Genomic DNA, 14,434 nt, shown 5'->3' on the forward strand with positions numbered 1-14,434 from the left:
TTCCACCTTCTTCATTTTGAAAATAGAAGGGACACATGAAACAATTACTTTCATACTTTAAACCCTACCTCAAGGAGTCATTTCTAGCGCCCTTGTTTAAGCTGCTAGAAGCCGTTTTTGAACTCTTGGTTCCCATGGTGATAGCTGGGATTGTCGACCAATCTATCCCTCACAAAGATCAAGGGCATCTGTGGCTGCAAATGGGTCTCCTCTTTGTTTTTGCAGTTATCGGCGTCCTAGTAGCCTTAGTTGCTCAGTTTTACTCAGCCAAGGCAGCAGTAGGATTTGCCAAGGAGTTGACCAATGACCTCTATCGTCATATTCTCTCTTTGCCCAAGGATAGTAGAGACCGTTTGACGACTTCGAGTTTGGTGACGCGTTTGACTTCAGATACCTATCAGATTCAGACAGGGATTAATCAATTTTTACGCCTATTTTTAAGGGCTCCTATTATCGTCTTTGGGGCTATCTTTATGGCCTATCGTCTCTCGCCTGAATTGACCTTCTGGTTTTTGGTCATGGTTGCCATTTTGTCCTTTGTCATTGTCGTGTTATCACGCTTGGTCAATCCTCTCTATAGTATTTTGAGAAAGAAAACAGACCAGCTGGTTCAGGAAACACGCCAACAGATACAGGGGATGCGCGTGATTCGTGCCTTTGGCCAAGAAAAACGAGAAATCGAGAATTTCCAAGTACTTAATCAAGTCTATACGGCTATCCAAATGAAAACAGGCTACTGGTCCAGTCTCTTGACCCCCTTGACCTATTTGATCGTCAATGGAACTTTGCTGGTGATTAACTGGAATGGTTATATTTCTATCCAGGGAGGCTGGCTCAGTCAAGGTGCCTTGATTGCCTTAATCAACTATCTCCTGCAAATCTTGGTAGAGTTAATAAAACTAGCCATGCTCATTAATTCACTCAACCAGTCCTATATTTCTGCCAAGCGGATTGAAGAAGTCTTTGCAGAAAAGCCTGAAGATATACTGGCAGAAATTGCTCAAAAAGAAACTTCCTCGAACCAGTCCTTACGAGTTGAACACTTGAGCTTTACCTACCCAGACGCTGCTCAACCATCCTTGCGAAATCTTTCTTTTGCTATGCAACAAGGACAAGTTCTTGGAATCATCGGGGGGACTGGTTCTGGTAAGTCAAGTTTGGTACAGGTTCTACTTGGTCTTTATACGGCAGATAAGGGAAGTATTTCCCTTTATCGAGATGGACGTAGTCCTCGCAATCTTTCTGAATGGCGGTCCTGGATGGCCTATGTCCCTCAAAAGGTTGAACTCTTTAAGGGGACAATCCGTTCCAACTTGACTTTAGGCATGGAAGAGACAGTCTCTGACCAAGAGTTATGGCAGGCTTTAGAAATTGCCCAAGCCAAGGACTTTGTCAGTGAAAAGGAAGGTCTCTTGGACGCAGAGGTCCAAGCAGGAGGCCGTAATTTCTCAGGTGGTCAAAAGCAACGCTTGTCCATTGCTCGAGCAGTTTTGCGCCAAGCACCATTTCTCATCTTGGATGATGCGACTTCAGCCCTTGATACCATTACCGAGTCTAATCTTCTGAAGGCTGTTCAAGATAACCTACCAAACACCAGCTTGATCTTGATTTCCCAACGAACTTCAACCTTGAAGGTTGCTGATCAAATTCTCCTTTTAGAGAAAGGGGAGCAATTAGCGCTTGGAAATCATGAGAAATTGATGGAGACTAGCCAAGTCTATCGTGAAATCAATGCATCCCAACATGGAAAGGAGGACTAGAATGAAAGGCAAACATGCAAGTCAAACCCTTAAACGATTAGCAAAAGATTTAGCTGGCCATCCCGTCCTTCTTTTCCTGGCTTTCTTGGGTACCATTGCTCAGGTAGCCCTATCAATCTATCTACCAATCTTGATAGGACAGGTGATTGACCAAGTCCTAGTCGATGGTTCATCCCAGCTATTTTGGCAGATTTTCCTCCAGATGATTTTGGCGGTCATTGGAAATACGCTGGTACAATGGGCCAATCCTCTCCTCTATAATCGACTGATTTTCTCCTATACCAGAGATTTGCGCGAAAAAATCATTGAAAAGCTCCATCGTCTTCCGATTGCCCTTGTAGATAGACAAGGTAGTGGGGAAATGGTTAGCCGTGTAACGACAGATATCGAGCAGTTAGCAGCGGGTCTAAATATGATTTTCAACCAATTTTTCATAGGAGTTTTGATGATTTTGGTCAGCATCCTTGCTATGCTCCAAATCCATCTATTGATGACTCTCTTGGTTCTGCTCTTAACACCTCTATCTATGGTCATTTCACGCTTTATCGCTAAGAAATCCTACCATCTCTTTCAAAAGCAGACAGAGTCTAGGGGTATTCAGACTCAATTGATAGAAGAATCGCTCACCCAACAGAACATTATCCAGTCCTTCAATGCTCAGGAAGAATTTATCGAGAGACTTCATGAGGCAAATGACAACTACGCAGGTTATTCTCAGTCGGCTATCTTTTATTCATCGACAGTAAATCCTTCCACCCGTTTTGTCAATTCCCTTATTTATGCCCTACTAGCTGGTGTTGGAGCCTTGCGCATCATGGCGGGTTCTACTTTGACGGTTGGGCGTTTAGTGACCTTTTTGAACTATGTGCAGCAGTACACCAAGCCTTTTAATGATATTTCATCAGTCTTAGCTGAGTTGCAAAGTGCCTTAGCTTGTGCAGAACGTGTTTATGCTGTGTTGGAAAGTCCGGAGATTACAGAAACTGGTCTTAAAGAATTGAACAGCGACCAAGTCAAAGGAGCTATTTCCTTTAAGCATGTTTCTTTTGGCTATACTCTAGAAAAAATATTGATTAAGGACTTGTCTATTGATATTCCAGCTGGTAGTAAGGTTGCTATCGTAGGACCAACGGGTGCTGGGAAGTCTACCATCATTAATCTTCTTATGCGTTTTTACCCGATTAACTCTGGAGATATTTTATTGGATGGTCATTCCATTTATGACTATACTCGAGCTTCTCTTCGACAGCAGTTTGGGATGGTGCTTCAAGAAACTTGGCTCAAGCAGGGAACCATTCATGACAATATTGCCTTTGGTAATCCTGATGCTAGCCGAGAGCAGGTCATTGTGGCAGCCGAGGCAGCTAACGCAGACTTCTTTATCCAACAGTTGCCACAGGGTTATGATACCAAGCTTGAAAATGCAGGGGAATCCTTGTCTGTTGGTCAGGCTCAGCTCTTAACTATTGCCCGTGTCTTTCTAGCCATTCCTAAGATTCTTATCTTAGATGAGGCGACTTCATCCATTGATACCCGTACCGAGGTGCTGGTTCAGGATGCCTTTGCCAAACTCATGAAGGGGCGGACAAGCTTTATCATCGCCCACCGTTTATCGACCATTCAAGATGCAGATTTGATTCTTGTCTTGGTAGATGGTGACATTGTAGAGTATGGTAACCATCAAGAACTCATGGCGAGAAAAGGCAAATACTATCAAATGCAAAAAGCAGCAGCCTTTAGTCCAGAGTAAATAGTAAAACGTTTTTAATCCAATAAACAACAAGAAAAGTTGCCTTCGGGTGACTTTTTTGTTACAATAGCTAGAAAAATTATCCAGTATGAATACTTATATAGAAAAGGAGCCTATTGATGAAAGTCTTTCAGCATGTAAATATCGTGACTTGTGACCAAGATTTCCATGTCTACCTGGATGGTATCTTAGCTCTTGAAAATTCTCAAATCGTCTATGTCGGTCAGGAAAATCAAGAAATTCTCAAGCAAGCAGATCAAATCATAGACTATCAGAGTACTTGGATTATGCCTGGTTTGGTTAACTGTCATACCCATTCTGCCATGACAGGCTTGAGAGGGATTCGTGATGATAGCAATCTCCACGAATGGCTAGAAGACTATATCTGGCCAGCAGAAGCAGAATTTACACCAGAGATGACTACAAAAGCCGTCAAAGAGGCGCTAACAGAGATGCTCCAATCAGGAACGACAACATTCAACGATATGTACAATCCCAATGGTGTGGAGATAGAGAAGATTTATGAGGTGCTCAAGGCATCCAAGATGCGTTGCTATTTTTCTCCAACTCTCTTTTCTTCAGACATGGAGACGACAGACGAGACTATAGCAAAAACTCGTGCTGTCATCGGGACAATCAAAGGCTATCAGGATCCCAATTTCAAGGTTATGGTGGCTCCTCATTCGCCCTACAGTTGTAGTCGAGAATTGTTAGAGGCTAGTTTGAACCTAGCAAAAGAAGAAAACATTTCCCTTCATATCCATGTAGCAGAAACACAGGAAGAGTCAGGAATTATCCTGAAACGCTATGGTAAACGCCCAATAGCCTTTCTAGATGAACTTGGGTATTTAGATCATCAGGCTGTATTTGCTCACGGTGTTGAGTTAAATGAAGCAGAAATTACCCGCTTGGCAGATTCGAGAGTCGCTATCGCCCACAATCCTATCAGCAACCTCAAACTAGCCTCAGGGATTGCACCAGTCGTCCAACTTCAAAAGGCAGGAGTGCCAGTCGGGATTGCGACTGACTCAGTTGCTTCTAACAATAACCTCGATATGTTTGAGGAAGGACGCACGGCAGCACTTTTACAGAAAATGAAGAGTGGTGATGCTAGCCAATTTCCAATTGAAACTGCCCTCAAGGCACTGACAATCGAGGGTGCTAAGGTGTTAGGAATGGAAGATGAGATTGGTAGCCTGGAAGTCGGCAAACAAGCAGATTTTCTCGTCATTCAACCCCAAGGAAAAATCCATCTCCAACCTCAAGAAAACATGCTCTCTCACCTCGTTTATGCCGTCAAATCCAGTGATGTTGATGATGTTTACATTGCAGGTGAGCAAGTCGTGAGAGCTGGGAAGGTACTAACAGTAGATTTATAAAGTGATTTTTTTCAAAAAAATTTTTAAGCTAGGTCAGTATCGACTTGACCTCGTTTGCTCTAACAAGTTTATTGATTGAGTATTTATTGTGTAGGCTGTATAGAAAAAGAAGACCTTACGAGTCTTCTTTTTGTTGCATAATATTTAATCTGAACACTTTTGAGAGGGATACAGACCTTTATCCTCTTTTAATCCTTGCACGAACTAGGTCAAGTGCATAATGAAGTGTTTTATCTTTGATAATAAAGAGGGTGATAGCGTAATAAGTATTCTATACTAGATAGTAATCGATAACCCAACGCCATTCTTTTGATAAAATTTTTGAAATCTTGTATAATAGATAGAACTGAAAGTATGAGGTTACGAACTATGAAAATGAAACAAATCAGTGATACGACTTTAAAAATCACCATGTCTTTAGAAGATTTGATGGATCGTGGAATGGAAATCGCAGACTTTCTCGTTCCACAAGAGAAAACAGAAGAATTTTTCTACGCAATCTTGGATGAGTTAGAGATGCCAGACAGTTTCTTGGATACGGGCATGCTTAGCTTCCGAGTAACACCTAAGCCAGACAAGGTTGATGTTTTTGTGACAAAATCTAAGATCGACCAGAATTTAGATTTTGACGATTTGGCAGATCTTCCTGATATGGATGAGTTGGCTAAAATGTCTCCAGATGAGTTTTTAAAAACCTTGGAGAAAACCATGGCAGAAAAAACTAAAGATGATATTGAAGCCATTCAATCTTTAGAGCAGGTTGAAAAGGAAGAAGAAGCAGCGCTTGATGAAACCCTCGAAGTAGAAGAAGGAAAAAGAGAGCCTTATATCTACTACATCTTACGTTTTGACGATTTATCTAGTTTGGTTTCTTTTGCCAAAACGGTTGACTACCAAATGGAAACTTCAGAACTCTACAAGATGAATGACCAGTACTATCTGACAGTCTTAGTTGATGTAGAAGATCAACCTAGCCTTTATCCAGCTTGGTTGTTGGCACGTATGCGAGAATTTGCGGATGATAGTGATATCAGTCGTTCTGTCCTACAAGAATATGGGCAACTACTCATCAATCATGATGCTGTCCAAGGACTCCAAAAAGTTTAATCTATAAAAAACAGAGAAGCTACCCTTCTCTGTTTTTGTAAAATCTAGTTTTTAAAATTTTGGATACAGTTTGTATCCAAAAAATATATATATTATAATTTGAGGGTAAAATTAAAGTTTTAGCATAATTTCATGAAAATTTTCTGAATCATCATCTGAAGCTATAAGTATGAAAAAGTGCCTAAAAAATAAGCAAAGTAGTAGCTTTAATAAAAGAAATGGGGTAGAATGGTAGAAGTTGCTTTTCGGTAGTTTATAATCGAATTGACTGACAAATCTTTTAGGTGTAAATGTTATTACATCAATGATTTTACTAAACTATTATATTTTTTTTGTTTTCAAAGTATAATTTATCTTATATTTGAAACTAGATGAATTTGAATCAGTTTTTAAAAAGAGCCCTCATATAGTTTTTGAATCCTAGCAAATGGTATTCCTATGCCTTCCAATCTTGCTAAAATTGATGAAAAACGATATGATAGAATGAAAAAAAGCGAGGTGAAATATGGACCAAAGACGGATTCAAACAGAAACACAGCAGATACTTGAAGATGTATTAGACAAGGCTTCTTTACAGGAGGGAGCACTATTTGTCTTGGGTTTGTCTTCGAGTGAAGTGCTGGGAGGACACATCGGAAAAGATTCGAGTCAGGAAATCGGTGAACTTATTGTCAAGACTATGTTGGAACTGTTGACGGCTAAGGGAATTCACCTGGCTGTTCAAGGTTGTGAACATGTCAATCGGGCTTTAGTTGTTGAACGAGAAGTAGCTATAAAACATCAGTTGGAGATTGTGAGTGTACTCCCGACCTTACATGCAGGAGGTTCTGGTCAATTGGCCGCCTTCCGCTATTTGAAGGATCCCGTGGAGGTCGAATTTATCAGGGCAGATGCTGGTCTAGACATTGGTGATACAGCTATCGGTATGCATATCAAACATGTTCAGGTACCCATTCGACCAGTCTTAAGAGAGATTGGTCAGGCTCATGTAACGGCACTTGCTAGTCGACCAAAACTCATTGGAGGGGCGCGTGCTCAATATCCAATAGATCATATTAGGAAGATATAAAATGAATACTAGAAAAATGCAGTTTGAGAGAGTCATTAAATACTCTATTCGGAAGTTCTCGGTTGGTGTCGGTTCTGCGGTTATCGGGACATTTCTTTTGGGGGCAAATAACTTTTTAGTTGAAACTGTTTCAGCTAACGAAGTGGCAACACCCAACCAAGTTCATTACCGTTATTTGGCTGAACAAGAATTGACAGAAGCAGAAAAAGCTTTGATCCATCACGAACTCCCTTCGGATTTAAAACAAGATGATGTTGTCTATCTTGTTTACAGAAAGAAGGAAGTGAATTCTCAACAATTACCGAACACTGGAAGCAAGGAGTTAGCACTGGCAACTCTTGGATTTGCAACAGCGTCTATGGTTGTTGTGGTGATGTCTAAAAAACACCGCAATAAAATGTTGGGTATTCTCTTTATTGGAGCTCTAGGTGGTAGTTACTTTATCCCTCAGTCAGCTCAAGCCTTTGAGAATAAAATCTTGGTGTCCTTCAACCAAACGATTGCAGCAAGTAGTCAAGAGGACTTGGCAAAAGGTGTTATTCAAATCGAAGGATACGAATACATCGGTTACTTTAAAGCATCAGACTTCCAAGACCAACCAGAGCAAATGACGACTGCTAAGGGAACTCAAGAAGAAGGCCATGAAGGCGAATCTTTGGTTCAACCAGAGTTGCCAGCCTACACCGGCGAGCTTAGTGCAAAAGGCACTCAAGAATCAGGCCACGAAGGTGAGTCCTTAGTTCAACCAGAGTTGCCAGCCTACACCGGCGAGCTTAGTGCAAAAGGCACTCAAGAATCAGGCTACGAAGGTGAGTCCTTAGTTCAACCAGAATCCCCAGCTTACACAGGTGAGATTAGTACTAAAGGAACGCAAGAATCAGGCCACGAAGGTGAGTCCTTAGTTCAGCCAGAATTGCCAGCCTACACCGGTGAAATTAACGCCAAAGGAACGCAAGAATCAGGCCACCAAGGTGAATCTTTGGTTCAACCAGAGTTGCCAGCCTACACAGGCGAGATTAGTGCTAAAGGAACACAAGAAGAGGGTCATGAAGGCGAATCTTTGGTTCAACCAGAATTACCAGCCTACACAGGCGAGATTACAGCCAAAGGCACCCAAGAAGAAGGCCACGAAGGCGAATCTTTGGTTCAACCAGAGTTGCCAGCCTACACCGGTGAGATTAGTGCTAAAGGCACCCAAGAAGAAGGCCACGAAGGTGAATCTTTGGTTCAACCAGAGTTGCCAGCCTACACCGGTGAGATTAGTGCCAAAGGCACCCAAGAAGAGGGTCACGAAGGCGAATCCCTAGTTCAGCCAGAATTACCAGCCTATACAGGCGAACTTAGCGCTAAAGGCACCCAAGAAGAAGGCCATGAAGGCGAATCCTTAGTTCAACCAGAGTTGCCAGCCTACACGGGTGAGATTACAGCTAAAGGTACACAAGAAGAAGGCCATGAAGGTGAATCTTTGGTTCAACCAGAATCCCCAGCTTATACAGGGGAGATTACAGCTAAAGGTACGCAAGAAGAGGGCCACCAAGGCGAATCCTTGGTTCAGCCAGAAGCTCCAGCCTACACCGGCGAGCTTAGTGCAAAAGGCACTCAAGAATCAGGCCACGAAGGTGAGTCCTTAGTTCAACCAGAATCCCCAGCTTACACAGGTGAGATTAGTACTAAAGGAACGCAAGAATCAGGCCACGAAGGTGAGTCCTTAGTTCAGCCAGAATTGCCAGCCTACACCGGTGAAATTAACGCCAAAGGAACGCAAGAATCAGGCCACGAAGGTGAGTCCTTAGTTCAACCAGAATCCCCAGCTTACACCGGTGAGATTAGCACTAAAGGCACGCAAGAATCAGGTCACGAAGGTGAATCTTTGGTTCAGCCAGAGTTGCCAGCCTACACCGGTGAGATTAGTGCTAAAGGCACCCAAGAATCAGGCCACGAAGGTGAATCCCTAGTTCAACCAGAGTTGCCAGCCTACACGGGTGAGCTTACAGCCAAAGGTACTCAAGAAGAAGGTCACGAAGGTGAACCCTTAGTTCAACCAGAATTGCCAGAGTATACAGTAGCTGAAGCAACTATTACAGAAACTGAAACAGTAGCAGTTCCATATACAAAGGAGTATGTAGCTGATGATACTCGTTACACTGATGAAGAAACAGTGATTCAAAATGGTCAAGCAGGAAGTCAGCTGATTCATCGTGTCTATAAGACAGTCAATGGCCAAAAAGTTGGGGAGCCAATCAGCACAAGTACTGAAACTGTTAAGGCTCCAGTAAACGAAAAAATTAGTCGTGGTACCAAGGCTATTGAAGGTCAAGTTGAAGAAGTTTCATTTGAAGAAATTCCTTTCGAGACAAGAACAGAAGTAGACAGCACTCTTCCGAAGGGAACAGAAGTTGTTGCTCAAGCTGGTCAAAATGGTAAGAAAAAGATTACCAAAGTCTATAAGACTCTTAAGGGCGTGAAAACTGCAGATGCTCCAACGATTTCAGAGGAAGTTGTTGAAGCAGTTCAAGATCGTATCATCAAAAAAGGTGATCAAATCCTGACTGAGCCAACGTTGACACTTACTCAAATTGATAAAGAAGAGTTAGAGCGTAGTGCCAAGGTTCGTTACCAATTGGTGAAACCAACAGGTGTAACCATTAAATCTCTTGAAGTTGTTTTGAAAGATGGAGACACTAGCCTTCAAACAGTCAATATGTCTGAGGGAGACCTGACTGCTAATCTTACAAACTTGAAATACTACAAGGACTACAAGATTGCGACTAAGATGGTTTACGATCGTGGAAATGGGAATGAAGAAGTAGTTCTCACGGAAGAACCACTGCGCCTTGATCTCAAAAAAGTCGAAGTCAAAAACATTAAGGAAACAAGCCTTATCAGTGTTGATGACCAAGGTGTAGAAACTGATAATAGTCTCTTGTCAGCAAAACCATCAGATGTTAAACCTTATTACTTGAAAGTGACTACTCATGATAACAAGGTGACAAAACTTGCTGTTGATAAGATTGAAGAAGTCACAGTTGATGGTAAAGCATTGTTCAAAGTCACTGCTAAAGCACCAGACCTAGTTCAACGTAACTCAGATAATCAGTTTACAGAGGAATATGTCCATTACTTTGCTAAACCAAAAGCCCATGAAGGTGATGTTTATTACGATTTCAATGACCTTGTAAAAGCAATGCAGGCCAATCCTACTGGTACCTTTAAGCTTGGTAGCAGTATGAATGCAAGTAACGTACAACCAGCTGGCAAGTCTTATGTAACCAATGCCTTCAAGGGAACATTGGAAAGTACAGAAGGCAATAAATTTGCCATCCATAACATTACGAGACCATTGTTTGGTAACATTGAAGGTGGTACTGTCAAGAATCTCTTGCTTGAAAATGTCAACATTGACATGCCTGGATTTGATCGAGTAGCACCAATCGCAAATGTTATCAAAAATAATGCGACTGTCGAAAATGTTAAAGTAACAGGTAATGTTATCGGGGGCAACGATGTAGCTGGTATTATCAATAAAATTGATGGTAGTGGTAAGGTAAGTAATGTTGCCTTTATCGGTAAGATTCATGCTGCTGGAAATAAAGGTTGGTACTTAGCAGGTGTTCTAGGTGAAAACTGGAAAGGTATCGTAGAAAAAGCCTACGTTGATGCTGAAATTACTGGTAACAAGGCAAAAGCTGCAGGATTAGTTTATTCTTCTCAAAATGGTGGAGATAACAATACACTAGGAAGAGAAGGTGTCCTCAGAAATTCAGTTGCTAAAGGTTCTATCGAGCTGAAAGAAGCTGTTCAATCTGGTGGCTTGCTGGGTACCAACTGGGCCTTGGGTGCTATTGAAGACAACATCACCATGATGAAAGTTAAAACAGGTGAAATGGTGTTCGGTCACTCGGATATTGACGCAGATGATTACTTCACGTATTCAAGAACAAAACGTAACTTCAGTGTTGAGGGTGTAAGTGAGGGGAATAAATCTTATAAGAATTCTCGCAAGATTCCTAGCATCTCACAAGAAGAAGCTGACAAGAAGATTGAAGCAATGGGAATCACTGCTGATAAATTTGAAAGCACCAAACCTGTTGAAGACAAACTCAATAACATTGTCAACAAAGCTGATCAATACAAAACAATCGATGGTTACGACGACTCTCGTGAACTTGCCTACCGTAATATTGAAAAATTACAACCATTCTACAATAAAGAGTGGATTGTTAACCAAGGAAACAAATTGGCTGCAGGAAGTCCTCTCTTGACCAAGGAAGTCTTGTCCGTTACTGCTATGAAGGGTAATGCCTTTGTGACAGAATTGGCTGACGCTGACCATATTATGGTTCATTATGGCGATAAGACCAAAGACATCTTTACTGTTTCGCTGAAAGACTCTAAGGTCAAACAAGTCAAAGAGTACAGCATTGCTGGACTTGGAGAAGTTGTTTACACTCCGAACATGGTTGACAAAGACCGCAGTGATCTCATCAATGCTATCGTTGAAAAATTAAGCCCAGTAGAATTGCAATCAGATCCTATCTATACACACCTAGGTAGAACTGGTCCAAACAAAGTAAATGCGATTAAGAACCTTTACCTGGAAGAAACTTTCAAAGAAGTCAAGGATAATCTGGCTAAATTTGTCAAACAGTTGGTTGAAAATGAAGATCATCAATTAAATACAGATGAAGCTGCTAAACGTGCCCTCATCAAGAAAATCGATGATAAGAAAGCTGCTGTTCTTCTTGGTTTGTCTTATCTCAATCGTTACTACGGAGTTAAGTTTGATAACTTCAATATCAAGCAACTCATGTTGTTCAAACCAGACTTCTACGGTAAGAACGTCAATGTATTAGACCGTTTGATTGAAATCGGTTCTTCTGAAAACAATATTAAAGGTGAACGTACACAGGATGCATTCAGAGAGGTTATTGCAAAGAATACTCGCTCAGGTAATTTAATCGACTTCTTGGCTTACAATATGGAACTCTTCACATCTGATACAAACCTCAATGATTGGTTTATCCATTCAACAGAAGGTAAGGTTTATGTTGTTGAAAAACAATCACGTGAGGAAGGCCTTAAGTCTGCTAAATACAGAGCATTTGATAACCTATCTAGAGGATATCACCAGAAGATGATCCTTCCACTCTTGAACTTGACAGATACGGAAGCATTCTTAATTTCAACATATAACACACTATCATTTGGTACTGCCAATAAGTATGGTAAATCAATGGCTGATGTGAAACCTGAGATAGACTTGGCTGCAAGTAGACACATTAACTATCTGGACTTCTGGTATCGTCTAGCCAATGATAATGTTAAGAACCTTCTTGCGAAAGATATCGTAACACCTGTATGGGAAGGATATAAGGTTTGGGGACATGAATGGCCATCTTGGATGGATAGATATGGTAACTTTGATGATGGTAAGGGAATCTACGCGCCAGTTCGTGAATTATATGGACCAGTAGGTGAATACTATGGTCACAATGGAGCTATGGCAGGAGCTTACGCTACGTATTACGATAATAAAAATGATAATCGTCATAAGGTCGTATTTGTCATGTCTGATATGCTGACAGAATATGGTGCTTCAGCCTTCACTCACGAGACTACTCACGTCAATGACCGCGTTGCATATTTTGGTGGACATGGTCACCGCGAAGGAACCTTTGTTGAGGCATTTGCTCAAGGTATGTTGCAATCAGCTGCAACACAAGGTCACCAAGGTGAATATGGAGCATTGGGATTGAATATGGCATTTGAACGTCCAAACGATGGTAATCAATGGTACAACACCAATCCAAATGACCTTAAATCTCGTGAAGAAATCGATCGTTACATGAAAGGTTTCAATGATACGCTCATGCTTCTTGATTATCTTGAAGGAGAAGCTGTACTTGATAAACACAGCAAAGAACTGAACAATGCTTGGTTCAAGAAGGTTGACAGACAATTACGTAACGCTAACACCAAACACCAATTTGATAAAGTACGTCCTTTGAATGATGCTGAAAAAGCAATTCAATTAAATACTGTGAATGATTTGGTGATGAATAACTTTATGACTAATCGTGGTCCAGGTAATGGTGTCTACAATCCATCCGACTTCGGTTCTGCCTATGTCAACGTGCCAATCATGACTGGTATTTACGGAGGAAACACCAGCGAAGGTTCTCCAGGTGCGATGTCATTCAAACATAACACTTTCCGAATCTGGGGTTACTTCGGCTATGAAAAAGGATTTGTCGGTTTTGTATCGAATAAATACAAACAAGAATCTAAAAAAGCTGGTAAAGAGACTCTAGGTGATGACTTCATCATTAACAAGATTTCTGAAGGAAAATTCAACAATCTTGAAGATTGGAAGAAAGCATACTTCGAAGAAGTAGTGACTAAGGCTAAAAAAGGGCTTCATTCTATTGAAATTGATGGTAAGACATACAATAGCTATGAAGACTTGAAACGTGCATTTGCTGAAGCAGTTGATAAAGATAAGGCTACTCTAAGTAACGGATCTGTCAAATTTGATAATACCGTATCACTTAAAGAAAAAGTCTTCAAGAAACTTCTTCAACAAACAGATAGCTTTAAAACTTCAATCTTTAAATAATCCAAAGCTCTCATCTGCTTAGCAGGTGGGAGTTTTTATAATCAAGAAGCTTAATGATTTTCCAAACAGATTCTAAGTATTTTTATCAAGGTAGGTATATAATAGAACTACAAAGTGAATATCTATATTCATATAACAAAAAAGAAGGTGATGAAGATGAAAACATGGCAAGCAACTGTATTGATCTGCACTAGTTTGTTTTGTCTATCAGCTTGTAACAATCAGATGGAGAACCAAGCTGATAAGCAAAATGGAGACAAACAAGTGCAAGTTAGCTCTCAGGTAGCAAAAAAAGGAGAAGTAGTTCCAGATTTTGAACTCACGGGAGTTGATGGGAAAAACTACCATCTATCTGATTATAAGGGTAAAAAGGTCTATCTCAAATTTTGGGCATCTTGGTGCTCTATTTGTCTAGCCAGCCTCCCTGATACCGATGAGCTGGCTAAAGAAGAAAGCGATGACTATGTTGTTTTGACAGTCGTTTCTCCTGGTCAAAAAGGAGAGCAAGCAGAAGAAGCCTTCCAAAAATGGTATCAAGGATTGGACTATAAAGATATACCAGTATTGTTAGACCCTTCGGGACAACTTTTGGCGAGTTACGGAGTTCGTTCTTATCCGACTCAGGCTTTTATAGTCACTTAGTTTATAAAATACATGTTATAATAAAGCTATGGCATATAGTACAGATTTTAAACAACGAGCATTAAATTACATCAAAGAGGGACACAGCCATGTCGAGGCATCCAAAGTTTT

Annotated in this window: 7 protein-coding genes and 1 pseudogene; all 8 read left to right on the forward strand. The window is 41.0% G+C overall.

Going from position 1 to position 14,434, the window contains the following annotated elements; all coding sequences use genetic code 11:
* The first annotated feature begins 35 nt into the window (after nucleotides 1-35).
* On the forward strand, nucleotides 36-1,760 hold the full coding sequence (locus QM911_RS03180) for an ABC transporter ATP-binding protein (protein WP_414313100.1): 1,725 nt from the start codon (nucleotides 36-38) through the stop codon (nucleotides 1,758-1,760).
* Nucleotide 1,761: 1 nt separating this feature from the next.
* The gene (locus QM911_RS03185) at nucleotides 1,762-3,510 is read left to right on the forward strand and encodes an ABC transporter ATP-binding protein (RefSeq protein WP_414313101.1); all 1,749 of its coding nucleotides are present in this window, start codon (nucleotides 1,762-1,764) and stop codon (nucleotides 3,508-3,510) included.
* Nucleotides 3,511-3,629: 119 nt separating this feature from the next.
* The gene (locus QM911_RS03190) at nucleotides 3,630-4,889 is read left to right on the forward strand and encodes a TRZ/ATZ family protein (RefSeq protein WP_414313102.1); all 1,260 of its coding nucleotides are present in this window, start codon (nucleotides 3,630-3,632) and stop codon (nucleotides 4,887-4,889) included.
* A 369-nt stretch (nucleotides 4,890-5,258) separates the two neighbouring features.
* Entirely contained in the window at nucleotides 5,259-5,996 is a 738-nt protein-coding gene (gene mecA, locus QM911_RS03195; RefSeq protein WP_061862797.1) for an adaptor protein MecA, read from the forward strand.
* A 505-nt stretch (nucleotides 5,997-6,501) separates the two neighbouring features.
* Nucleotides 6,502-7,065, forward strand: a complete 564-nt coding sequence (locus QM911_RS03200; RefSeq protein WP_414313103.1) for a TIGR01440 family protein — start codon at nucleotides 6,502-6,504, stop codon at nucleotides 7,063-7,065.
* A gap of 1 nt (nucleotide 7,066) precedes the next feature.
* Entirely contained in the window at nucleotides 7,067-13,681 is a 6,615-nt protein-coding gene (locus QM911_RS03205) for a ZmpA/ZmpB/ZmpC family metallo-endopeptidase (protein WP_414313104.1), read from the forward strand.
* Between the two features lie 156 nt (nucleotides 13,682-13,837).
* Nucleotides 13,838-14,314: pseudogene (locus QM911_RS03210) on the forward strand (redoxin family protein); the annotation flags it as partial.
* 37 nt (nucleotides 14,315-14,351) lie between these two features.
* The coding region (locus tag QM911_RS03215; protein WP_414313108.1) for an IS630 transposase-related protein at nucleotides 14,352-14,434 on the forward strand (83 nt) is incomplete at its 3' end.

The sequence above is a fragment of the Streptococcus infantis genome (assembly GCF_047460825.1).
GTDB lineage: Bacteria > Bacillota > Bacilli > Lactobacillales > Streptococcaceae > Streptococcus > Streptococcus infantis_V.